Origin of the sequence: Pseudomonas zhanjiangensis (assembly GCF_041027545.1) — a bacterium.
In the GTDB taxonomy this organism is placed as follows: Bacteria; Pseudomonadota; Gammaproteobacteria; order Pseudomonadales; family Pseudomonadaceae; genus Aquipseudomonas; species Aquipseudomonas zhanjiangensis.
In genome coordinates this window covers 13,419-36,808 of record NZ_JBFTEG010000009.1, presented here as the reverse complement: position 1 = coordinate 36,808, position 23,390 = coordinate 13,419, and the positions used below count along the sequence as shown (strand labels likewise).

Annotated in this window: 19 protein-coding genes; 10 read left to right on the top strand and 9 right to left on the bottom strand. The window is 67.9% G+C overall.

What is annotated here, in order from left to right; all coding sequences use genetic code 11:
- Window positions 1-8 precede the first annotated feature (8 nt).
- A complete protein-coding gene (locus AB5S05_RS12415; RefSeq protein ID WP_369287840.1) occupies window positions 9-1,235 on the bottom strand; it encodes an HD-GYP domain-containing protein in 1,227 nt (408 codons plus the stop codon).
- 167 nt (window positions 1,236-1,402) lie between these two features.
- Between AB5S05_RS12415 and yihG the strand changes: the two genes are divergently transcribed.
- From yihG to AB5S05_RS12390, 5 genes are all read left to right on the top strand, one after another.
- Complete coding sequence (gene yihG, locus AB5S05_RS12410) at window positions 1,403-2,305, top strand: 1-acylglycerol-3-phosphate O-acyltransferase, YihG family (protein ID WP_369287839.1); 903 nt, start codon at window positions 1,403-1,405, stop codon at window positions 2,303-2,305.
- Window positions 2,306-2,390: 85 nt separating this feature from the next.
- A complete protein-coding gene (dbpA, locus tag AB5S05_RS12405; protein WP_369287838.1) occupies window positions 2,391-3,770 on the top strand; it encodes an ATP-dependent RNA helicase DbpA in 1,380 nt (459 codons plus the stop codon).
- 59 nt (window positions 3,771-3,829) lie between these two features.
- Window positions 3,830-5,065 carry a diguanylate cyclase domain-containing protein gene (locus AB5S05_RS12400; protein WP_369287837.1) on the top strand — a complete coding sequence of 412 codons (1,236 nt, stop codon included), beginning with the start codon at window positions 3,830-3,832 and terminating at the stop codon, window positions 5,063-5,065.
- Window positions 5,066-5,234: 169 nt separating this feature from the next.
- Window positions 5,235-6,677 (top strand): TldD/PmbA family protein, encoded by a 1,443-nt coding sequence (locus tag AB5S05_RS12395; RefSeq protein WP_369287836.1) that lies wholly within the window; start codon window positions 5,235-5,237, stop codon window positions 6,675-6,677.
- Window positions 6,677-8,002, top strand: coding sequence for a TldD/PmbA family protein (locus tag AB5S05_RS12390; protein ID WP_369287835.1), 1,326 nt, complete (start codon window positions 6,677-6,679; stop codon window positions 8,000-8,002). Before AB5S05_RS12395 ends, AB5S05_RS12390 begins: the two co-directional genes overlap by 1 nt.
- A 46-nt stretch (window positions 8,003-8,048) precedes the next feature.
- On the opposite strand, the gene AB5S05_RS12385 is transcribed toward AB5S05_RS12390, so the two are convergent.
- A complete protein-coding gene (locus AB5S05_RS12385) occupies window positions 8,049-8,786 on the bottom strand; it encodes a substrate-binding periplasmic protein (protein WP_369287834.1) in 738 nt (245 codons plus the stop codon).
- Between the two features lie 79 nt (window positions 8,787-8,865).
- Complete coding sequence (locus AB5S05_RS12380; protein ID WP_369287833.1) at window positions 8,866-9,600, bottom strand: substrate-binding periplasmic protein; 735 nt, start codon at window positions 9,598-9,600, stop codon at window positions 8,866-8,868.
- Between the two features lie 391 nt (window positions 9,601-9,991).
- Here AB5S05_RS12380 and AB5S05_RS12375 point away from each other — a divergent pair, with 391 nt between their 5' ends.
- From AB5S05_RS12375 to AB5S05_RS12365, 3 genes are all read left to right on the top strand, one after another.
- Window positions 9,992-10,612 (top strand): class I SAM-dependent methyltransferase, encoded by a 621-nt coding sequence (locus AB5S05_RS12375; RefSeq protein ID WP_369287832.1) that lies wholly within the window; start codon window positions 9,992-9,994, stop codon window positions 10,610-10,612.
- A 157-nt stretch (window positions 10,613-10,769) separates the two neighbouring features.
- Window positions 10,770-11,954 (top strand): BaiN/RdsA family NAD(P)/FAD-dependent oxidoreductase, encoded by a 1,185-nt coding sequence (locus AB5S05_RS12370; RefSeq protein WP_369287831.1) that lies wholly within the window; start codon window positions 10,770-10,772, stop codon window positions 11,952-11,954.
- Between the two features lie 80 nt (window positions 11,955-12,034).
- On the top strand, window positions 12,035-13,876 hold the full coding sequence (locus AB5S05_RS12365) for an SLC13 family permease (RefSeq protein WP_369287830.1): 1,842 nt from the start codon (window positions 12,035-12,037) through the stop codon (window positions 13,874-13,876).
- Window positions 13,877-13,891: 15 nt separating this feature from the next.
- Here the strand turns inward: AB5S05_RS12365 and AB5S05_RS12360 are convergent, their stop codons facing one another.
- The 3 genes from AB5S05_RS12360 to AB5S05_RS12350 form a co-directional block, all read right to left on the bottom strand.
- Window positions 13,892-14,668, bottom strand: a complete 777-nt coding sequence (locus tag AB5S05_RS12360; protein WP_369287829.1) for a substrate-binding periplasmic protein — start codon at window positions 14,666-14,668, stop codon at window positions 13,892-13,894.
- Window positions 14,669-14,723: 55 nt separating this feature from the next.
- Window positions 14,724-15,377: a dioxygenase family protein gene (locus AB5S05_RS12355; RefSeq protein WP_369287828.1), complete on the bottom strand. Its 654-nt coding sequence runs from the start codon at window positions 15,375-15,377 to the stop codon at window positions 14,724-14,726.
- A gap of 71 nt (window positions 15,378-15,448) precedes the next feature.
- Window positions 15,449-15,841 carry an RNA-binding S4 domain-containing protein gene (locus AB5S05_RS12350; protein WP_369287827.1) on the bottom strand — a complete coding sequence of 131 codons (393 nt, stop codon included), beginning with the start codon at window positions 15,839-15,841 and terminating at the stop codon, window positions 15,449-15,451.
- 116 nt (window positions 15,842-15,957) lie between these two features.
- Here AB5S05_RS12350 and rimB point away from each other — a divergent pair, with 116 nt between their 5' ends.
- Window positions 15,958-16,425: a retropepsin-like aspartic endopeptidase RimB gene (gene rimB / locus AB5S05_RS12345; protein ID WP_438943575.1), complete on the top strand. Its 468-nt coding sequence runs from the start codon at window positions 15,958-15,960 to the stop codon at window positions 16,423-16,425.
- Window positions 16,422-17,327 carry a 30S ribosomal protein S6--L-glutamate ligase gene (rimK, locus tag AB5S05_RS12340; protein WP_369287826.1) on the top strand — a complete coding sequence of 302 codons (906 nt, stop codon included), beginning with the start codon at window positions 16,422-16,424 and terminating at the stop codon, window positions 17,325-17,327. Before rimB ends, rimK begins: the two co-directional genes overlap by 4 nt.
- A gap of 3 nt (window positions 17,328-17,330) precedes the next feature.
- On the opposite strand, the gene AB5S05_RS12335 is transcribed toward rimK, so the two are convergent.
- The 3 genes from AB5S05_RS12335 to ompR all read right to left on the bottom strand — a co-directional run bounded on the left by AB5S05_RS12335 (window position 17,331) and on the right by ompR (window position 23,343).
- The gene (locus tag AB5S05_RS12335) at window positions 17,331-21,131 is read right to left on the bottom strand and encodes a bifunctional diguanylate cyclase/phosphodiesterase (protein ID WP_369287825.1); all 3,801 of its coding nucleotides are present in this window, start codon (window positions 21,129-21,131) and stop codon (window positions 17,331-17,333) included.
- A 157-nt stretch (window positions 21,132-21,288) separates the two neighbouring features.
- Window positions 21,289-22,602 carry an ATP-binding protein gene (locus AB5S05_RS12330; protein WP_369287824.1) on the bottom strand — a complete coding sequence of 438 codons (1,314 nt, stop codon included), beginning with the start codon at window positions 22,600-22,602 and terminating at the stop codon, window positions 21,289-21,291.
- Window positions 22,603-22,608: 6 nt separating this feature from the next.
- Window positions 22,609-23,343: an osmolarity response regulator transcription factor OmpR gene (ompR, locus tag AB5S05_RS12325; protein WP_369287823.1), complete on the bottom strand. Its 735-nt coding sequence runs from the start codon at window positions 23,341-23,343 to the stop codon at window positions 22,609-22,611.
- Between the last annotated feature and the right edge of the window lie 47 nt (window positions 23,344-23,390).

Below are 23,390 nucleotides of genomic sequence, written 5' to 3'. Positions count from 1 at the left end.
CACTGGCGTCAATTCACTGGCAGGCCCGTCCACAACTCGTCGAGGTGGCGAAAGCCCCAGTCGGCGGCCGACTCGCGGCCGACGATCTTGTCCTGCCCTTCGAGTGCAGCCAGGTCGATGACCCGCGGTGCGATCGGCATCCTGCCGGCAAGCGAGAAGAACACCTTGACCCGCGGGGTCAGCAGCGACTGCCCGTGCTGCTCCAGCACCACCCCCAGGCGACCGCTCTGCAGCCTGACCAGCGAGCCGGTCGGATAAATCCCGACGGTCTTGACGAACGCCTGGAACACCCGCTCATCGAAGTGGCCCTTGCTCCACTCGGCCATCTTGCGGATCGACTCGGCAGGCCCCCAGCCCTTCTTGTAGGGCCGATCGGAGGTAATGGCGTCGTAGACGTCGCAGACCGCGCCCATGCGCGCGAACAGGCTGATCCGTTCGCCGGCCAGGCGATGTGGGTAGCCGCTGCCATCGACTTTCTCGTGGTGATGCAGACAGACATCCAGCACCAGTTCGCTGACCTGCCCACTCTCCAGCAGGATATTCACCCCCGCCTCGGGATGCCGGCGCATGGTGGCGAACTCGCTGTCGCTGAGCTTGTCCGGTTTGTTCAGCAGCCTGTCGGGCACAGCCATCTTGCCGATGTCGTGCAGCAGCCCGGCCATCCCGGCCTCGCGCACCTGCTCCTCGGGCAAGCCGAGTTGGCGGGCCAGGGCGATCATCAGGGCGCAGACCGCGACCGAGTGCATGTAGGTGTATTCATCGGCGTTCTTCAGCCGCGCCAGGCTGATCAGGGCATTGGGCTGGCGCATGACCGAGGCGGATATCTGGTCGACCAGATCGCTCACCTGGCCGACATCCACGGCCCGGCCCATGCGCGCATCGCCGAACATCGCCATGACCGCTGCCTTGGAACTCAGGCAGAGCCTCGCTGCATGCTCGATCTCCTCATCCAGCGTCTTGGCCTCGAACGCCACGGCCACGCTCGGCTCGGCAGCCAGCAGCAGCGCATCGGTCTCGACCCGCACCTGCTCGAGGGTCTGCCCGGCCGGCAGGTCGAGGCCCTTGCGGGTGTCGATCCAAACCTCGCGAATGGCGCTGTCGCGGATGCGCTGCAGATCCCGGGCGGAGTCGAGCAGGAAGCGCGTCTTCCAGAACGGGTGCTCCATCCAGGAGCCGCAGAACTCATGAATGAACATCCCTTCGAGCAACTCGGCAACGGCGATCCGCTTGAGCATTGAGGTGACCACGGCCAGGACAGGTGTGCGAACCAAGCATAAGCCATGGCCGTGCACGCCGGCCCCTCTCCAGGCGCTATTTTTGCGCCGGCACCGCCGCCGTGCGCTGGAGCTCGCCGGCCGGCCTGCCTATGATGGCGCGCAACGCGCACCGCAAAGGAGTCACCATGCGCCCCCTGCTGACCGGCCTGAGCGTCATCCTGCTGTTGCTGCTCAATACCCTGGCCCTGATCGGCCCGCTGCTGCTGATCGCCCTGGGCAAGTTCGTCCTGCCCGGACGGGCCGCCAAGGCCGCCTGCTCGCGCGGGGTGATGTGGGTGGCCGAGACCTGGGCCGAGCTGAACAAGCTGATCTTCGCCGCCCTGCTGCCGACCGTCTGGGATATCCGCGGCGGCGCCGAGCTGCGCCGCGACACCTCCTACCTGGTGATCAGCAACCACCAGTCCTGGGTCGACATCCCGGCGCTGGTGCAGGCCCTCAACCGCAAGACCCCCTATTTCAAGTTCTTCCTCAAGCAGCAGCTGATCTGGGTGCCCTTCCTCGGCCTGGCCTTCTGGGCGCTGGACTACCCCTTCATGAAACGCCACTCCAAGGCCAAGCTGGCCAGGCGCCCGGAGCTGGCCGGCCAGGACCTGGAGATCACCAAGCGCGCCTGCGAGAAGTTCAAGGACCTGCCGGTGACCGTGGTCAATTACCTCGAAGGCACCCGCTTCACCCCGACCAAGCAGGCCGAGCAGGGCTCGCCCTATCGCTACCTGCTCAAACCCAAGGCCGGCGGCGTGGCCTTCGTCCTGGCCGCCCTGGGCGAGCAGCTGGATGCGGTGCTCGACGTCACCCTGGTCTACCCGGGCCAGCGGATTCCCGGCTTCTGGGACCTGATCAGCGGCCAGCTGCCCAGGGTCATCGTCGATATCCGGACCCGCCCCCTGGAACCGGCACTGTGGCAGGGCGACTACCAGAACGACCCGGCGTTCCGCCGCCTGCTGCAGGGCTGGGTCAGCCGGCTGTGGGACGACAAGGACGCGCGCATCGCCGTCCTGCGCGGCGAACAGCGGCAATCTGGCGACTAAAGTGGCGTCCCCCGGTCGCCGCACGTCACCGCCGCGGCCCGCGCCTGCTACACTGCGCGCCATTTCGTTTTTTCAGGTCCGCCCCGTGCCATCCACCGCCTTCAATTCCCTGCCGCTGTCCGCCGCCATGCTGGCCAACCTCGAGTCGCTCGGCTACGCGCAGATGACCCCGATCCAGGCGCAGAGCCTGCCGGTGATGCTCAAGGGCCTGGACCTGATCGCCCAGGCCAAGACCGGCAGCGGCAAGACCGCGGCCTTCGGTATCGGCCTGCTCAACCCGCTCAACCCGCGCTACTTCGGTTGCCAGGCGCTGGTGCTGTGCCCGACCCGCGAGCTGGCCGACCAGGTGGCCAAGGAAATCCGCCGCCTGGCCCGCGCCGGCGACAACATCAAGGTGCTGACCCTGTGTGGCGGCGTGCCCTTCGGCCCGCAGATCGGCTCGCTCGAGCACGGCGCACAGATCATCGTCGGCACCCCGGGGCGCATCCAGCAGCACCTGGCCAAGGGCACCCTCAAGCTCGACGGGCTCAATACCCTGGTGCTCGACGAAGCCGACCGCATGCTCGACATGGGCTTCTACGACAGCATCGCCGAGATCATCGGCCAGACCCCGGCGCGCCGGCAGACCCTGCTGTTCTCCGCCACCTACCCGGCCGGCATCAAGCAGCTGGCCGCGGCCTTCATGCGCGACCCGCAGCAGGTCAAGGCCGAGGCCCTGCACGACGACAGCCAGATCGAACAGCGCTTCTACGAGATCGCCCCCGAGCAGCGCCTGGACGCGGTGCTCAAGCTGCTCGCCAGCTACCGCCCGCAATCCTGCGTGGCCTTCTGCTTCACCAAGCAGCAGTGCCAGGAGCTGGTCGACCACCTGGCCGCCCACGGCATTTCCGCCGCCGCGCTGCACGGCGACCTGGAGCAGCGCGACCGCGACCAGGTCCTGGCGATGTTCGCCAACCGCAGCCTGTCGGTGCTGGTGGCCACCGACGTGGCCGCCCGCGGCCTGGACATCGACGCCCTGGACATGGTGATCAACGTCGAGCTGGCGCGCGACTCGGAGATCCACATCCACCGCGTCGGCCGCACCGGCCGTGCTGGCGAGAAGGGCCTGGCGGTGAGCCTGGTCGCCCCGGCCGAGGGCCACCGCGCCCAGGCCATCGAGACCCTGCAGAAGAGCCCGCTCAACTGGCAGCCGCTGAGCAGCCTCAAGGCCCAGGCCGGCGAGCCGCTGCAGCCGCCGATGATTACCCTGTGCATCGGCGCCGGGCGCAAGGACAAGCTGCGCCCCGGCGACATCCTCGGCGCGCTGACCGGCGAGGCCGGCATCCCCGGCGCCCAGGTCGGCAAGATCGCCATCTTCGACTTCCAGGCCTACGTGGCGGTCGAGCGCGGCATCGCCAAGCAGGCGCTCAAGCGCCTCGGCGAAGGCAAGATCAAGGGCCGTTCGCTGCGCGTGCGCACGCTCTAGCCCCTTTCCAACCCATGCCGTAACTGGAAGCGGCGGTGTAACAAGAACAGGGGCATCCCGTGCGCAATATTCTGGTCATCGAAGACAGTCCGCTGGTGCTGAAGATCCTCGAACACCTGTTCCGCCAGGAGCCCGACCTGCAGCCGTTGTTCTGCGCCTCGCTGGCCGAGGCCGAGGTGATGCTGGAGACTTCCGCCGAGCTGTTCTTCGCCGCCATCGTCGACCTGCACCTGCCCGACGCGCCGCACGGCGAGAGCGTCGACCTGGTGATGCGCTACCGCCTGCCGTGCATCGTCCTCAGCGGCTCCTATAACGAGCAGCGGCGCGACGAGTTGCTGCTCAAGGGCGTGGTCGACTACGTGCTCAAGGAAAGCCAGCACTCCTACGAATACGCCTTCCGCCTGCTGCACCGCCTGGAAAGCAACAGCCAGGTGAAGATCCTCATCGCCGAGGATTCCGATGCCACCCGCCATTACATCCGCCATGTGCTCGCGCCGCACCGCTTCCAGCTGATCGATGCCTGCGACGGCGACGAGACCCTGCGCATCCTCCAGCAGCAGCCGGACATCGACCTGCTGGTGGTCGACCACAGCATGCCGGGCCTCAGCGGCTTCGAGCTGGTCAAGCTGCTGCGCCAGCAGATGAAGCGCAACGAACTGATCATCATCGGCCTGTCGGCCGACGCCAAGGGTTCGCTCAACGCCAAGTTCATCAAGCACGGTGCCGACGACTTCCTGCGCAAGCCGTTCTGCCCGGAAGAGCTGAACTGCCGAGTGATCTCGACCCTGGAGCGCCGCGACCTGATGCGCGCGCTCAAGCAGGCGGCGCAGTTCGATGCCCTGACCGGCCTGAACAACCGCCGCGCCTTCTACGAGCACGGCCTGGAGCAGATCCGCCGGGCCCAGCGTGGCAACCAGCCGCTCAGCGTGGCCATGCTCGACCTCGACCTGTTCAAGCGGATCAACGACGAGCACGGCCATGCCAGCGGCGACAGCGCCCTGGTGGTGTTCGCCCGCGCCCTGGCCGCGGCCTTTCCCGACGCCCTGCTCGGTCGCCTCGGTGGCGAGGAGTTCGCCCTGCTCAGCGCCCTGGACGGCGCCGCCCTGGCCGCGGCCCTCGACCAGTTGCGCCGCACCTGCGCCGGTCTGCACTACGCCACCGGCGCGCCGCCCTTGTCGTTCAGTGCCGGCATCCATCACGGCGCCGCCGAGGACCTCGAGAGCCTGCTGCACCAGGCCGACCTGCGCCTCTACCAGGCCAAGCGCCGGGGCCGCGGCCTGAGCATCTGGCAGTAGCGCTGCCGCCGCCGGGCGCACGCCGCGGCCGGCGGCCCGGCGCGCGGCGATCCGTCCGCCCTTGTCGCACCAGCGCGCTTCGCGCAATCATGCAAGCAGACGCCATCGATCGCCGCCAGCCGCCGGGCCCTTCGCGCCGGCGCGCGGCAGAGCTGACAGGAATCCGCGCATGTTCGAGTCCTTCGCCACGCTCCAGCAGCACTTCGCCGCCCTGCGCTGCGACGCCGAGCACTGGTCGCTGCGCTACGTGCGCGAGGACCACCAGCAGCTGGTGGTGCGCAAGCAGGTGGCCGAGCCGCCGCGCCTGAGCCGCGACCAGGGTGCCATGCTCAGCGTGCGCCTGGCCGGGGTCGAGGCCTACGCGGCGACCAGCGACCTGTCGCGCCGGGGCCTGCAGGCCGCGCTGGACCGGGCCTGCGAACTGGCCCGCCGAATCGCCCCGCGCGCCCTGCTCGAGCTGCCCGAGCTGGCGCCGTCCAGCGCTCGCGGCGACTACCTGTCGCCCAATCTGGAGCAGGTGTTTCCCACCCTCGCCGAGTGCTACCAACTGCTGGCCGCCGAGTCTGCCGCCGTGCCCCGCGACCCGCGCCTGGTCAGCTGGCGGGTCGGCCTCGAGCTGACCTGGGTCGAGCAGCTCTACCTCAACACCAGCGGCGCCCAGCTGCGCCAAGCCCAGCGCTTCGTCTACCCGCACCTGGGCGTCACCGCCTACGACGGCCAGGACAGCCAGACCCGCCACCTCGGCGGCGCCCACCTCGGCCAGCAGGGCGGTGCCGAGCTGATCGAGCGCCTGGGCCTGGTCGGCGCTGCGCCTCGGGTCGCCGAGCAGGCCCTGCAGCTGCTGCTGGCGCCCAATACCCCGAGCGGTGCGCGCGAGCTGCTGCTGATGCCGGACCAGATGATCCTGCAACTGCACGAATCGATCGGCCACCCGCTGGAGTTGGACCGCATCCTCGGCGACGAACGCAACTTCGCCGGCACCAGCTTCGTCCAGCCAAGCGACTTCGGCCGCCTGCAGTACGGCTCGCCGCTGCTCAACGTGACCTTCGATCCGTCCATCCCCGAGGAGCTGGCCAGCTACGGCCATGACGACGACGGCAGCCCGGCGCGCAAGCAGTACCTGATCCGCGACGGCGTGCTCCTGCGCCCCCTGGGCGGCGCCCTGTCACAGGCGCGCAGCGGCCTGCCGGGGGTGGCCAACAGCCGCGCCTGCAGCTGGAACCGCCCACCGATCGACCGCATGGCCAACCTCAATATCGAACCGGGCCAGCACAGCCTGGCGCAGCTGATCGCCGGCATCGAGCACGGCATCCTGATGGCCAGCAACCGCTCCTGGTCGATCGACGACGCGCGCAACAAGTTCCAGTTCGGCTGCGAATGGGGCCAGCTGATCGAGCACGGCGAGCTGCGCGGGGTGGTCAAGAACCCCAACTACCGCGGCACCTCCAGCCGGTTCTGGCGCTCGCTCAAGGCGGTCGGCGACGCCGGCACCCGCGAGGTGCTCGGCACCCCGCACTGCGGCAAGGGCGAACCGAACCAGGTGATCCGGGTCGGCCACGCCACCCCGGCCTGCGTGTTCGCCGCGGTCGACGTGTTCGGGGGGGATGCCTGATGGACCCGCTGGCCCAGTTCGAAGCCCTGACCGAGTGGCTGCGCGGCGCCCTGGCCGCCGGCGAGGACTTCTGCCTCGGCTACAGCGCCGAATCCTCCGAGTTCATCCGCTTCAACCAGGCGCGGGTGCGCCAGGCCGGCCAGGTGCAGCAGGCCAGCCTGAGCCTGCGGCTGATCCGCGACGGGCGCCACGCCGAGCTGCAGCTCAGCCTAGGCGCCACGCCCGAGGAGGATCGTCGGCGCCTGGCCGACGCCCTGGACCAGCTGCGCCAGCTGCTGCCGATGCTGGCGGCCGATCCCTACCTGCAGTTCAATCGCGACGCCTGGCGCAGCCAGGTGGTGCAACTCGAGCCGCTGCCGGACAGCGCCGCGCTGGTCGAACAGATCGGCCGGGAGGCCGGCGACCTCGATCTGGTCGGCTTCTACGCCGCCGGCCCGCTCAGCCGCGGCTTCGCCAGCTCGGCGGGGGCCTTCGGCTGGCACCAGGCGAGCAGCTTCAATTTCGACTGGAGCCTGTTCCACGCCAACGGCCAGGCGCTCAAGGCCCAGTACGCCGGCCAGCGCTGGGATGCCGAGGCGCTGGCCCGGCGCCTGGCGCAGGGCCGCGAACAGCTGGCCTACCTCGGCCGCCCCGTGTGCACCCTGCAGCCTGGCACCTACCGCGCCTACCTGGCGCCGGCCGCGCTGCAGGAGATTCTCGAGCTGCTCGGCTGGGGCGGCTTCTCCGCCCGCGCCCTGGCCGAAAAGGACTGTCCGCTGCAGCGCCTGCACAGTGGCGAGGCCCGCCTCAGCCCGCTGCTGCACCTGCAGGAACAGGTCACGGGCGCCCTGACCCCAGGCTTCTTCGACGAAGGCTATCCGCGCCGCGACCTCGAGTTGATCCGCGCCGGCCGGCCCGGCGAGCCCCTGGTCAGCGCCCGCAGCGCCGCCGAGTACGGCCTGCCGGCCAATGGCGCCAGTGCCTGGGAGAGCCCGGAGTCGCTGGCCATGGCCGGCGGCGAGCTGACCCAGGACGAAATCCTCGCCCGCCTCGGCACTGGTCTGTATATCGGCAACCTGTGGTACCTCAACTACTCCGACCGCCCGGCCGCGCGCATCACCGGCATGACCCGCTTCGCCTGCTTCTGGGTCGAGGACGGGCACATCCAGGCGCCACTGGCGAGCATGCGCTTCGACGACAGCCTGTACCGCCTGCTCGGCAGCCAGCTCGAGAGCCTGACCCGTGAGCGCGAGCTGAGCCTGTCGACCCGCACCTACCGCGAGCGCCACAACGGCTCGAGCCTGCTGCCCGGCGCCCTGCTCGGCCAGCTGAGCCTGACCCTTTAGCTCGGGCCGCGACGCGGGCTCGCCAGGAGTCGCCTGCAGCCCGCGCTCACTGCAGGCCGTGGCGGCGGAAAATCTCCGCGTAGCTGCCGTCGGCATGCATGGCCGCGATGGCCTGGTCGAAGGCCTCGACGATCCGCTGGTGATCGGGGTGGCTGCGCCTGACCAGCAGATGCAGACTGCTCTCGCTCAACGGCTGCGGCAGGAACTCGAGCTGGTCACGGATATCGCGCAGCTCGCGACTGAAGTAATAGCGGGCGACCAGCTCGTCTTCCAGGGTCAGATCCACTCGGCCGCGACTGAGCATGCGCGCGGCATTGATGAAACCGCCGACCACGGACTTGCGCAAGCGCGGATCGTTGTCGAACTCGGGGGAATAGGCGTAACCGCGTCCCACCGCGATCCGGTAGGGGTAGAGGTCGGACAGCCGGCGGAACTGGATACCGCGGCCCTTGCGCTGCAACAGGCGGATCCGGTTGATCAGGTAGGGCTTGGAGAAGTGGCCGTAGAGCGCCCGCTCCTCGCTGAACCAGGCCCCCACCAGCCCGTCGAACTCGCCCCGCTGCAGAAAACGCACCGCGCGCTCCCAGGGCACTTCCTCGTACTGGCTGGCGTAGCCGGCTCGTGCCAGCGCGGTCGTGACCAGGTCGCTGGCGACCCCGTTGTTCAGCGCCGACTCATCGGTGAACGGCGGCCAGAAGTTCGCCGCCAGGCGCAAGGTCTCGGCGCTGGTGCTGCCCCAACCCAGCAGCGCCAGCACACAACAGCAAGCGCGCAGCACATTCATGGTGAATGACCCGTTGCGAATGGTTTACCAATACTAGCCGCTCGCGTGGCGGCGCGACTGGCGTCTGCAGGTAAGTCGGCTATTGCAGGCCATGACGGGCGAAGATCGCCGCATAGCTGCCATCTTCGCGCATCGCTTCGATGGTGCGATTGAAGGCCTCGGCGATACGCCGATGGTCGGGACGATTCAGGCTGACCAGGATATGCAAACCGTTCTCTCTGAGCGGCTGCGGCACGAACTCCAACCGATCGCGGATATCGTTCAACTCGCGGCCGAGGTGATAGCGCGCGACCAGTTCGTCCTCCAGCATCAGGTCCAGCCGCCCGGCGGAGACCATGCGCGCGCCGCTCTCGAAACTGCTGACAATGACCTTGCTCAGCAGCGGGTCGGCATCGAACTCGCGGGAGTAGGCATAGTCGCGCATCACCGCTATCCGATAGGCATAGAGGTCGGCCAGCTCTCGATAGTCCACTGCTGCGCCCTTGCGCCGCAGGAAGCTGATGCGATTGATCAGATAGGACTGGGAAAAATATCCGAACGCTTTGCGCTCATCGCTGTACCAGGCGTTGATCAGCACATCGTAGCGGCCCTGGCGCAAGCCCTTCACGGCCCTGGCCCAGGGCACTTCGGCGTAGGCGGTGGCATAACCGGCCTTGGCCAGCGCGGTACTGACCAGGTCCGATGCCAGGCCGTTATTGGTCAGGGTACGGTCGTTGAATGGCGGCCAGGGACTGGCCACCAGGCGCAGGGGCTGCGCCGCCAGGCCCAGCGGTGTCAGCGCAAGCAACAACAACCACACGCGCAATCCGTTCATGGCGGGCTGTCCACAAGGTCAAGGGGCGGCGACTCGTCGCGGCCGTCGAATCCGAGCAACCTGCGAGTCTTATCGTTGTAGCCGTACTGAACCACCGGAAGCCGACTCCTGGCAACCGCTATCTGGCACGCGAGTACGCTGAGCTATCGCCAAGGGCGGTAACCGATGCGCTGCAGATTGGACAACGGCTGAACCACTGACTAGCTTCGCCGGTACGCAGCAGGCAGGTTTTGCCTGCGCAATGGGCATAGCGCTTCGCGCCGGCAGACCAGACGGAGCTGGGCAGGAAAGCTTATCGCCCAGCAGTGGTGCATGGACGGCATCGCGCGCCGGCGTCCTGATCGGCGCGGGCAGATAAGGGCCATTGGCGGCCAAACAGAGGGATAGCCAAGTGAAGGGATCGCAGGAGTTCTGGGACAAAAGCGCCCATCGTTACGCCAGAAGCCCGATTCGGGACGAGCGAACCTATCAAGAGAAGCTGGCCATCACCCAGGCGTACTTGCGGCCGGACTGGCGCGTACTGGAGTTCGGCTGCGGCACCGGCAGTACCGCGATGATCCATGCCGCGCACGTCCGGCAGATCATCGCGACCGATATCTCCGGCAAGATGCTGGAGATCGCCCGGAGCAAGGCGCGGAGCGCGGGACTGGCCAACATCAGTTTTCAGCAGGGCACCCTGACCAGCCTGGACCTGGAGGCCGAGAGTTTTGACGCGGTGCTGGGACTCAACGTGTTGCACCTGCTCGACGACCCGGACGCGGCCGTTGCCAGGGTGCGTGAACTGCTCAAGCCCGATGGCATCTTCGTCTCCAGCACCGCGTTGGTCGCCGAGCTGAATCTGTTCTGGCGCCTGGCCATTGCGCTCCTGCAGTGGCTGGGCCTGGCCCCCTATGTGAACCGACTCAGCAAGCAGGCGCTGGTGGCGCTATTGACCAATGCCGGCTTCAGCGTCGAGCGTCAGTGGCAACCGGGGAAGGAATCGGTGTTCATCGTGGCCAGGAAGTGCAGCTGAAGTCACGCGGCCGCCGGGTGGGCGAACCGCACCGCCAGCCCCGGCCCTTGCGTCTCCACCCGACGCCTCGCCCTCACCGCCTGCGCGCCTTCGGGTAAGATGCGCGCTGATTGGCGCCGCGCGGGCGGCGCCGCCGGTGTTTTTCGGGGTGCGGCTTGTGCAACAGACGGATGTGGTGATTGTCGGCGCCGGCGCCGCCGGTTTGATGTGTGCGCTGACGGCCGCCGGGCGCGGCAGGCGGGTGCTGCTGCTGGACCACGCCAACAAGGCCGGCAAGAAGATCCTGATGTCCGGCGGCGGGCGCTGCAACTTCACCAACCTGTACTGCGAGCCGGGCAACTTCCTCTCGGCGAATCCGCACTTCTGCAAGTCGGCGCTGGCGCGCTACAGCCAGTGGGACTTCATCGGCCTGGTGGCCAAACACGGCGTGCCCTACCACGAGAAGAAGCTCGGCCAGCTGTTCTGCGACAACAAGTCCAGCGACATCCTCGCCCTGCTCCTGGCCGAGTGCGAAGAGGCCGGCGTCACGCTGCACCTGGACACCTCGGTGACGGAGATCGCCAAGCTGCAGGCCGGCTACCAGCTGCAGACCAGTGCCGGCCAGCTTGCCTGCCAGTCGCTGGTGATCGCCACCGGTGGCCTGTCGATCCCGACCCTCGGCGCCAGCGGCTTCGGCTACCAGGTGGCCAGGCAGTTCGGCCACAGCGTGCTGCCGACCCGCGCCGGGCTGGTGCCCTTCACCCTCACCGACCCGCAGTTGAAAACGCTGTGCACGGAGCTGTCCGGCACCTCGGTGGAGGATTGCCTGGTCAGCTGCAACGGCCAGCATTTTAAGGAGAACATCCTGTTCACCCACCGCGGCCTGTCGGGCCCGGCGATCCTGCAGATTTCCTCCTACTGGCAGCCCGGCGACACCGTGCACATCGACCTGCTGCCGCACATCGACCTGCCCGAGTGGCTGGCCACGCAGCAGCGCGAACGAGGGAGCAGCGAGCTGAAGACCCTGCTCGCCGAGCTGTTCACCAAAAAGATGGCCGGCCTGCTGGCCGACAGCTGGTTCGTCAGCAAGCCGATGAAGCAGTACACCCCGGGCGAACTCAGGGCCATCGCCGAGCGCCTTGCCGACTGGCAGCTGGTGCCCGCCGGCACCGAGGGCTACCGCACCGCCGAGGTGACCCTGGGCGGCGTCGACACCCGTGAGGTTTCATCGAAGACCATGGAGTCGCTGAAGAGCCCGGGGCTGTATTTCGTCGGCGAGGTGCTCGACGTCAGCGGTCACCTGGGCGGCTTTAACTTTCAGTGGGCCTGGGCCTCGGGCTACGCCGCAGCCCAGTATGTCTGAACGCCCGACCGCAATTGGCCGGGGATTTGGCGCTAGGCTAAGGTAGGCGCCCGCCGCACTCTCTAGGACTCCGAACTGGCATGACTCAAGACCAAGGCCTGATTCTCGCGATTCTCTTGGGCACCATGGGCCTGTTCATCTGGGGGCGCTGGCGCCATGACATAGTCGCCCTCGGCTCGTTGCTGGCCTGCGTGCTGGCCGGGCTGGTGCCGGAACAGCAGGCCTTCACCGGCTTCGGCCACCCGGCGGTGATTACCGTCGCCTGCGTACTGGTGCTCAGCTACGGCCTGCAGAGCACCGGTGCGGTCAATGCCCTGGCCCAGCGCATCCTGCCCAGCAACGCCGGGCCCATGTTGTCGATTGCGGCCTTGACCGGACTCGGCGCCCTGCTGTCGGCCTTCATGAACAACGTCGGCGCCCTGGCCCTGCTGATGCCCATCGCCCTGCAGATCGCCGCCAAGCAGGAGCTGCCGCCCGGCCGCGTGCTGATGCCGATGGCCTTCGGCACCATCCTCGGCGGCATGACCACCCTGATCGGCACGCCGCCCAACCTGATCGTCTCCAGCTTCCGCGCCCAGAGCGGCGCCGGGCCCTTCGCCATGTTCGACTTCAGTCCGGTCGGGGTCGCGGTGGCTGGCGCCGGCGTGCTCTTTATCGCCCTGCTCGGCTGGCGCCTGGTGCCCCGCCGCGAGGTGGCCAGCGTCACCAGTTTCGATACCGGCACCTACCTCACCGAGGCGCGGGTCAAGGAAGGCGCCAAGGCCGTGGGCAAGAGCCTGCGCGAGGTCGAGCAGATGCTCGATGAGGCCGATGCCCAAGTGGTCGCCATGGTGCGCAACAAGATGCGCCTGTCGGCCCCCAACCCAAGGCGCATCCTGCGCGCCGACGACGTGCTGGTGATTGAGGCCGAGCCGGAGACGCTGGGCGATGTGCTTGCCAAACTGGGGCTCAAGCTCGAGGCCGAGCGCGAGAAACGGGACAGCGACAAGGCTGAAGACGACGCTGCCGACAAGCAGGACAAGGCCAGCCGAGAAGACAAGCCCGTGGAAAAGAAAGACGGCGACGAGGACAGCGTGCTGCAGGAACTGCTGGTGCGCCCCGACTCACGCCTGATCGGCCGCTCGGCCAGCAGCATCCACCTGCGCAGCCGCTACAGCATCAACCTGCTGGCCATCTCGCGGCACAGCCACCGATCGGTCAAGCGCCTGCGCTCGACCGAGATCGAACGCGCCGACGTGCTGCTGATGCAGGGCGCCCCGGGCGATATCGCCGAGTTCGCCAGCGACTATACCTGCGTGCCCCTGGCCGCCCGCGCCATCAGCATTCCCAACCCGGCGCGGGCCAGCCTGGCGCTGGCGGTCATGCTGCTGGCAGTCGCCGCCGCCGCGGTTGGCCTGCTCTCGGCCGCGGTGGCCTTCGCCGCTGGCGTGCTGGCCTACATGGTCATGCGGGTGGTGCCGCTGCGCGCGGTGTACGAGGCCATCGACTGGCCGGTGGTGGTGCTGCTCGGCGCCCTGATCCCGGTGGCCGGCGCCATGTCCAGCAGCGGCGCGGCCGACCTGCTGGCGCGCCTGCTGATGGAGCACGTGGCCCAGGGCAACCCGGTCATAGTGCTGACCCTGCTGCTGGTGGTGACCATGACCCTCTCGGACTTCATGAACAACGCCGCCACCGCCGCGGTGATGTGTCAGATCGCCCTGAGCGCGGCCAGCCAACTGGGGGTCAACCCCGACTCATTGCTGATGGCGGTGGCCATAGGCGCCTCCTGCTCGTTCCTGACCCCCATCGGCCACCAGAACAACACCCTGATCCTCAGCCCGGGCGGCTTTCGCTTCGGCGACTACTGGCGCCTGGGGCTGCCGATGGAGATCCTCGTGGTGCTGGTCAGCGTGCCCCTGCTGCTGCTGGTCTGGCCGCTCTGAGGCGGGCCGGAGCGCCTAGGGCAACGGCGTCGCAGCGGGCCCGGGCAGGGGCTCGTTGGGCAACCACTTGCGGTAGATCGCCGCGAAGCTGCCATCGGCCTTCATGTCATCGAGTTCCTCCTGCCAGCGGTTGATCAGCGCCTCGTCGGTCTGCGGCGAGAAGGCGATATAGGCGTCGCTGTGCATGAAGGTATACACCAGCTCAACCTCGCCCACGGCAATGCCGCCCCGCCTGAGCAGGGTCGCCAGGCTGAGATTGTCCAGCACCATCAGCTGTATCCGCCCACGCTTGAGCATGCGCACCATCTGCAACGGCTCGCCCACCGGATACAGGTTGGCGAAGCCTGCGGCACGCAGGTATTGATGGCTGTACCAGTCGCGCGGCACCACTATGGCCCTGGCCTGGCGGGCCTGGGCCAGGCTGTCGATCTGCACGCCGGCGCTGCGCAGGGCATAGAAGCCGGTGGCGCTGCGCACCAGCGGGCCGACCCACTTGAACAGCGGCTCGCGCTCGGCGGTGCGCATGGTCACGAACAGCCCGGTATTGGGCCGCACCTGGGCCTGCTGGTAGCCACGCGCCCAGGGCACCACGCTGATCGGCGCACTCTGCCCGGTACGACGCATGATCTCGCGCACCACCTCGGTGGCCAGGCCGGTCGGCTGGCCGTTCTCGCTGTAATTGATCGGCGGATACTGCTCGGTGTACAGGCGCAGTGGCTCGGCCTGCACGGCGGCGCACAGGCAACCGGCCAGCAGCAGGCACATCCAGCGACTGCGCGACGTCCCTCTCATGGCGATTGCCGCTGGCTGATCGAGCGGCCGAGTGCGCCCCGGTAGTCGGCGACGTTCATGAGGCCGGGGTCAGGCCGAGGACGATAGTGAACCGGGCGACCTGCTCGTCCACCGCCGCACCGGCCGATGGCACGAAGGGCACGATCAGGCGTTCGCGCGCCCTTGGATCGGCGATTGAATTGAGAATGGCGTCGCCCTGGTTCGAGCGTTCGCCGCGGATGTAGCACTGGGTGGTGAAGCGCGGCCGACCGGGCAGGGTCACGGCGAAATGAATATGCGGGGCGCGCCCCCGATAAGCCACCGGACGCAGGGTGCGGAAGCGATAGCGACCGTCGCCGGCGGTCAGGTAGCGGCCATAGCCCTGGAAGTTGGCATCGCGCCTGGCCTGGTCGCCGTCCTTGCCGTGCAGGTAGATGCCATTGCCGTCGACCTGCCAGATCTCCACCAACGCATCGGCCAGCGGCGCGCCATGGACATCGAGGACGCGCCCGTAGAGGTGCACCACGATGCCACTGGCCTGGCCCTGCCGACCGTCGACCAGCAGCAGGTCGTTGTCCTGATCCAGTGGCAGCCGATCGGGATAGAAAGGCCCGAGCGGCTGTAAAGGGGTTGCCAGCAGGTCGGCCAGCGACTCGCCACTGGCCAGCAGCAACGCACTGCTGCCCAGCCCGGTCAGCAGTCGACGACGACTGATACGCATCATGCCCATGCACGTCTCCTGAGGTCGAGGATCCATGGCTACAGACTAGCCGGCCAGGCGCCGGGGTGCGATGAGAAGACTCAGTCCTGGGCGTCGCGGAACTGGTGCAGCTGACGTCGCTGCTTCTTGCTCGGCCGGCCATCGGTCTGCACGCCGAGGGCGCCGGCCTTGCGCTGCGCGGCGGCCTGCTCGCGGCGCAGAATACTGTCGGCGGTTTCGCTGTACAGGGCTTGCGCCTCCGGGGCGCCGCGGCGCACCGCCGAGAGCGCCTGGATCACCACGGTGCGTTCGTCGAAGCCGGTGCGGATCACCAACTGGTCGCCGACCTTCGGCTCCTTGCTCGGCTTGCAGCGCTCGCCGCGGCAATGCACCTTGCCGCCCTCGATCGCCGCCTTGGCCAGGGCGCGGGTCTTGAAGAAGCGCGCGGCCCACAGCCACTTGTCCAGGCGCACCTTGTCGTCGTGATCGTTCATCGTACTCCCGAATGAAAATCCCTGGTTCTAGCGCGATTTTGCCTGATGCAGTTGTCCCGGCGCACCACTAGAATGCCAGGGACTATGGGTCAACGGCCTGAGGGCGTCCGCCAACCGTGAAAACCTTCGACCACCTCAGCGTGATCGGCCTGCGCGAATGGATCAACCTGCCCGAGCTGGGCATGATCGGCCTGCGCGCGAAGATCGACACCGGTGCCAGCACCTCCTGCCTGCACGCCAGCGATATCCAGCCGTTCCAGCGCGACGGTGAGCAGTGGGTGCGCTTTACCGCCCACCTCGGCACCCTGGTGCAGCGCCGCCACCGCTGCGAGGCGCCGCTGGTCACGGTGAAGAACATCAAGAGCTCCACCGGCCACGTGCAGAGCCGCTACGTGATCCGCACCCGGCTGACCCTGGGCGATCGCACCTGGCCGGTGGAGTTCACCCTGACCTGTCGCAAGACCATGCGCTACCGCGTGCTGCTGGGCTCCAAGGCCCTGATCCACGGCCAGCTGGTGGTCAATCCGGCGCTGACCTATGTACAAGACAAACCCCTGCTCGCTGACCTGCCTGGTGCCCCATGAAAATCGCCGTGCTATCGCGCAACCCGCGCCTGTATTCCACTCGTCGCCTGGTCGAAGCCGGGGAGCAGCGAGGCCACGAGATGGTGGTGATCGACACCCTGCGGGCCTATATGAACATCGCCAGCCACAAGCCACAGATCCACTACCGCGGCGAACCCCAGGAAGGCTTCGATGCGGTGATCCCGCGCATCGGCGCCTCGGTGACCTTCTACGGCTGCGCGGTGCTGCGTCAGTTCGAGATGATGGGGGTGTTTCCGCTCAACGAATCGGTGGCGATCACCCGCTCGCGCGACAAGCTGCGTTCGCTGCAACTGCTGTCGCGCAAGGGCATCGGCCTGCCGGTGACCGGCTTCGCCCACTCCCCGGACGACATTCCCGACCTGATCCACATGGTCAACGGCGCACCGCTGGTGATCAAGCTGCTGGAGGGCACCCAGGGCATCGGCGTGGTCATGTGTGAGACCCAGCAGGCCGCCGAGTCGGTGATCGAGGCCTTCATGGGCCTCAAGCAGAACATCATGGTCCAGGAGTACATCAAGGAGGCGGGCGGCGCCGATATCCGCTGCTTCGTGATCGGCGACAAGGTGATCGCGGCGATCAAGCGCCAGGCCAAGCCCGGCGAGTTTCGCTCCAACCTGCACCGCGGCGGCTCGGCCAGCCTGATCAAGATCACCCCGGAGGAACGCATGACCGCGATCCGCGCGGCCCGGGTGATGGGGCTCAACGTCGCGGGCGTGGATATCCTGCGCTCGCACCACGGCCCGCTGGTGATGGAGGTGAACTCCTCGCCGGGCCTGGAGGGCATCGAGACCACCACCGGCAAGGACGTCGCCGGCCTGGTCATCCAGTACCTGGAGAAGACCGGCCGACCCAACCTGACCCGCACCCGCGGCCGCGGCTAGGCCTCAGGCCGAGGGCGACGGGCTGACGCTGGGCTGCAGCGGGGTATGCTGCGCCACCCACTGGAAAAACTGCGCCTCGGCCAGCGGCCTGCTGAAATGGTAACCCTGGCCCAGGGCGCAGCCATGCTCGCGCAGCAGCTGCAACTGATGCGGGTTCTCGATGCCCTCGGCGACGCACTCCAGGCCCAGGTTATGGGCGATCATCAGGATGGTCTGCACCAGCATCAGGCCATTGGCCTGGCGCTCCATGTCCCAGGTGAAGCTGCGGTCGATCTTCAGCCGGTCCAGCGGCAGGCGCTTGAGGTAGGTCAACGACGAGTAGCCGGTGCCGAAGTCGTCGATGGCGAAGCGCACGCCATGGGCTTTCAACGCCTGCATATTGGCGATGCACTGCTCGACGTTTTCCAGCAGCACGCCCTCGGTGATTTCCAGCTCCAGCGCCGAGGCCGGCAACTGGTGCCGCGCCAGGCAGGCGCGCACGCGCTCGACGCAGTCGCCACGGCGCAACTCGCGGGGACTCAGGTTGACCGCCAGCACCAGCTGCGGCCAGCGCGGCAGCCAGCGCGCCAGGGTGGCGCAGGCCTGTTCGAGCACCCAGTGGCCGATTTCCTGGATCAGGCCGGTTTCCTCGGCCAGGGCGATAAACTGCCCGGGCGCAACATCGCCATGCTCCGGATGGCTCCAGCGCAGCAACACCTCGGCGCCCACCACCCGGCCATCGTCCAGTGCCAGCTGCGGCTGGAACACCAGATGCAGCTGGCAACGCTCGATGGCCATGCCCAGCTCGCTCTGCAACTGCAGACGCTGGTCGATGGCCTGCTGCATCTCCGGGGCGAAGAAATGCAGGGCGCTGCGCCCGGCATCCTTGGCCCGGTACATGGCGGTATCCGCCTGCTTGAGCACGTCGGCCGCCTCCTGGGCGTCGAACGGATGCAGGGCAATACCGATACTGGCGCTGATGGCCAGCTCATGTCCCTCGATGAAGCAACTGCCCTTGAGACTTCTGAGCAGCTTCTCGGCGGTCACCGCAGCGTGCTCGGCGGCGGTCTGCGGATCATTGCCGAGCGCCTCGAGCAGCACCACGAACTCGTCCCCGCCCATCCGCGCCAGGGTGTCCTCGGCGCGCAGCTCCCCGGCCAGGCGGCCGGAGACCTCGCGCAGCAGGCCATCGCCGACCAGATGGCCGAGGCTGTCGTTGACCGTCTTGAAATGATCCAGGTCGATGAACAGCAACGCACCCAGGCTGCCCTCACGCAACTCGCGATCCATCGCATGCTGCAAGCGATCGAGCAGCAGCCGGCGGTTGGGCAGGCCGGTCAGCTCGTCGCTGAAGGCCAGGCGTTCGATCTCGCGCTGGTAACGCTGGCGTTCGGAAATATCGGTGATGCTGCCGCGGATCAGCAGCTCTTCGCCCGGCATGCGCACCAGGCGCACTTCGCAGGGTATCTGGCGCCCGCCGCTGTCGCGGTGCAGCCACTCGTACACCGGCGCCTCACCGGCGATCGCCTGCGTCAGGTAGCGCTGGCCGATCGACGCCGAGGCCTGGCCATCGGCCTGCTTGGGCGGGCTCAGCTCCTGCACGGTCCTGCCCAGCAGCTGCTCGCGCGGGTAGCCGAACAGGCGCAGGGCATTGTCGTTGCAGTCGACCATGACGCCCTGCTGAGTCACCAGCATGATGGCTTCCGGCGCATGCTCGACCATGATGCGATAGCGCTCATCGGCGACCCGGCGGGCGCTGACGTCCTCGACCAGCAGCAGGAACATGCTGACCCTGCCGCCGGCATGGCGCACCGCGCGCAGGTTGATGCGGGTGTAGACCAGCGAGCCGTCCGGGCGGATGAAGCGCTTGTCCATCTCGTAGCCTTCGCGGATGCCGCCGAGTACCTCATCCAGCAGCAGCTGCTCGTCGGCCAGATCGCCGGGCGGGGAGATCTCGGCCCAGCTGCTGGCCTGCAGCTGCTCGCGGGAGCGGCCGAGAATGCTGCACAGCTTGAAGTTGACCTCCTGCCAGGCAAAGGTCGGGGAGGTCAGGGCCATGCCGATCAGCGGCGCCTCGAAGAACAGCCGCAGGCGTTCGTCGCGCTCGCTCAGCAGCTGCTCGGCGCGCTTCTGCGCACTGATGTCATGCAGCGCGCCATAGACTCGCACCAGCTGACGACCATCGCGCTCGGCCATGCCCTTGACCCGTACCCAGCGATGGTTGCCCTTGGCGGTCAGCAGGCGCACCTCGATGTCGAACTGCTCGAGCCCGTCCATCAACTGCCTCAGGGTCTGCTCGGCCAGGGCGCGCCCTTCGGCATCCAGATAGCCGATCGCCTGCTCGAAAGTCGGCGCTTCCGTGTGCGGCTCCAGCTCGTAGATGCGAAAGCAGCCGCTGCTCCAGAACATGCTGTAGTCGGAAAGGTTCAGCACCCAGCCACCGAGATCGGCGATGTGCTCGGTCTGACTGAACAGGTGACTCTGCTGCAGCAGTTCCTGGCGCTGCGCCGCCACCTGGGCGGCCAGCTGCTCGCGAGCCGTCACGTCATGCTGCAGGGCGACGAAGTGGCTGAGCCCTTCGGCGTCGTGCATCGGCGCCAGGGTCAGCTCGTTCCAGAACAGCTGGCCGTCCTGGCGGTAGTTGCGCAGCACCACCTGGCAACCGGTGCCCTCGCGCAGGGCCTGCTGCAGGCGCGCCAACTGCTGTTGCTGGCGGTCGTCGCCCAGCAGGAAGCGGCAGTCGCTGCCCAGTATTTGCTCACGGCTGTAGCCGGTAATCCTTTCGAATGCCGGGTTGCAGTAGATCAGCGGCAGCTCGGCCTGGCGCGCATCGACGATGGTCACCCCCAGCGGGCTGGCCTCCAGGGCCAGGTTGGCCAGTGCCAGCTGCTGCTGGGTCTGTGCACCGCGCCCCAGGGCCAGGCGCAGATCGCTCAGGCTGCGTCCGACCAGCAGGCTGGCGAGCATGAACAACAGCACGCTCAGGTGCAGCTCCAGACGCTGTGGGTCGAACCAGGTGGCGATATCGCCGAGCCCGCGCAGCAGGGGCACGGTGAGCACCATCAAGGTGCTCAGCAGGGCGCCGCAGAGGGCCCCGGCGAAGCCCCAGAACAGGGCCAGCGCGAGCATCACCACGCCGATCAGCGGTAGGTTGAGGGTCAGCGGCAGCCAGCCGAGCAGCCCGGGCAAGGCCAGCAGCAACACCAGCAGCAACGGCCAGGGCGGCAGACGGCGCAACTCCGCCGGCACCTGCTCGGCCCCGGCGCGCTGCCTGGCCAGCAACCAGCCGCGCCGACGCAGCCAGGGGCTCAGGTAGGTCAGCAGCGGCGTGGTGATGGCCAGCACGCTCAGGCTGTCGGCCAGCCACAGGTTGAGGCTGGCCACCGCCCAGTCACCCGCCGGCAGATGCCCGTCCAGCCACAACAGGGTCTGCAGGCCCAGGGCGATCAGCGCCGTGGGCAGCAGTACGCCGAGCAGGATGAAGCGCAGCAGATGAGCGAAATGAACCAGGGCCACATCGAATGCGCAGCGCCGCAGCAGCCACCAGGCCAGGCCTACCGCCAAGGACTCCGGCAGGGCGTACAGCGGCGCCCACTGCCAATCCAGCCCCCACAGGGGCACGCTGAGCAGGGCGTTGCAGTAGAGTGCCGGCAGCACCCGCGGCCCCCACCAGAGGCAGAACACCAGGCCCAGGGCGAACGGCATGTACCAGATCGCCGCCCCTTCGCTGAACTGGGTTGCCAAAGATAGCCAGGTCGCCAGATGAAACAGCGGCAGCGGCAGCCACCAGGTCCATGCGGGCAGGCGATCGGGAGCGGCAGGCATGTGGACCTCGTGTCAGTGCGCCGAGTCAGCATAGCTCAGCGCAACAGCGGCAGGTTAGCCGTGGTTGGCCGGCCAGATCAATGCCGTGAACCAGGCCCAATAGCGCCGGTTAGACCGCTAGCGCCCCGAACCCGGGCGATGACGGGAGTGCCTGACGCTATACCGCATCGCGGGGCAGCAGCAGGCCCAGCGGCAGGCACACCCGCGCCTCCAGGCCTCCGCCGGAGCGATTGCGCAACTCGACGCTGCCGCCATGCAGGGCGGCGATACGCTTGACGATCGCCAGGCCGAGCCCCGCGCCCTGGCCACCGCGGGCGCGGTCGCCGCGAATGAACGGGTTGAAGATGCTGTCCAGCTCACCCGGGGCGATGCCCTCGCCGCGGTCGAGCACACTGAGCACCACATAGGGCGCGCTGTGATCGCCGGACACCGAGACCGCGACCTCCACGCCATTGCCGCCATAACGCAGGGCATTCTCGATCAGGTTGACCAGCAGACGCTTGATCGACACCCGCCGCAGGGGAAACAGCGGTACCGGCTCCAGACACAGGCGCACCAGCTCGCGTTGCTGGTTGTAGGGCGCCACCACCTCGCGGATCAGCTCGCCCAGATCGAGCGGCTCCAATGGCTCGTCGCGGCCGTCGCGGATGAAGGCGAGGAACTGGTCGAGGATCGCATCCATGTCTTCGATATCGCGGACCATGTCCTCGGTCAGCTCGGCGTCGCTATTCAGCAGCTCCAGCGACAGACGCAGGCGGGTCAGCGGCGTACGCAGGTCGTGGGACACTCCGGCCAGCATCAGCTCGCGTTCACGGGCAGCCTGTTCGACGTCCTCGGCCATCTGGTTGAAGGCGCGGTAGACCTCGGTCATCTCGCTCGGCGTGTCGCTGACCGGCAGGCGTACGCTACGACCCTTGCCGATCTGCCGGGCGGCGAACACCAGGCGTTTGAGGGGGGCGCTCAACTGGCGCACGAATATCCAGGCCGCCGCGGTGGACAACAGGCCGATGCCGAGGAACCAGCCGAGCACGCTCCAGATCCGCTGACCGCGCAGCGGGTGCGGGTACATGGGCACCTGCAGCCAGTCCTTGCCCAGCGCCGGGGCGCGCACCCAGAGCGCCGGCGGGCTCTGCACCCGCACCCGCACCTCGGTGCCGACGCCCAGCTCGGCCTGCATCTGCCGCTCGAATATCTCGCTGTACGGCCAGTGCTGCTCGCTGGCCGGCACCGCGCTGTGCGGCACCCGCTTGAGCCCGGCGGCCGCGGCGATGGTCTGGCGGTTCTGCGGATCCGCCGCCCAATAGGCGCGCAGGGTCAGGGCGGCGCCGTGGCTGTACTGGCGGTCGACCAGCACGTCCTCGTTCATCATCAGGTAGACCAGGGTCAGCGCCTTGGAAAACAGCACCACGATCAGCACCAGCCACAGGGTGCGGGCGAAGAAGCTCTGCGGGAACCAGTAGGGGGTCTTCATGGATGGCTATTTATTACCATCCGGCACGAACACATAGCCCACGCCCCAGACGGTCTGGATATAGCGTGGTTTGGACGGGTCCGGCTCGATCAGCCGGCGCAGGCGCGAGATCTGCACGTCGATCGAGCGCTCCAGGGCGTCCCACTCCCGGCCGCGGGCCAGGTTCATCAGCTTGTCGCGGGTCAGCGGCTCGCGGGCGTGCTGGACCAGGGCCTTGAGCACGGCAAACTCGCCGGTGGTGAGCATATGCACCTGATCGCCCTTCTTCAGCTCGCGGGTGGCCAGCGACAGCTGGTAGTCGCCGAAACTCACCGTCTCGTCCTCGCTGCCCGGCGCGCCCGGCACCACCGGCGCCTGGCGGCGCAGCACGGCCTTGATCCGCGCCAGCAGCTCGCGCGGGTTGAACGGTTTGGCCAGGTAGTCGTCGGCGCCCAGCTCCAGGCCCTGGATGCGGCTGGCCTCGTCGCCCTTGGCGGTGAGCATGATGATCGGCACCTGGTTGTTCGCCGCGCGCAGGCGGCGGCAGGCGGACAGGCCGTCCTCGCCGGGCAGCATCAGGTCGAGCACCACCAGATTGAACAGCTCGCGCGACAGCAGGCGGTCCATCTGCTCGACGTTCTCCACCGCACGCACGCGATAGCCCTGCTCGTCGAAGAAGCGCTCGAGCAGGCGCCGCAAGCGGGCATCGTCGTCGACCACCAGGATTTTCTCGCCTTCAACCACGGGTGCAGTGCTGCTCATAGGGGCTCCTCGACCACGAAACCGCGGCGCCGGGATGATCGCCGACG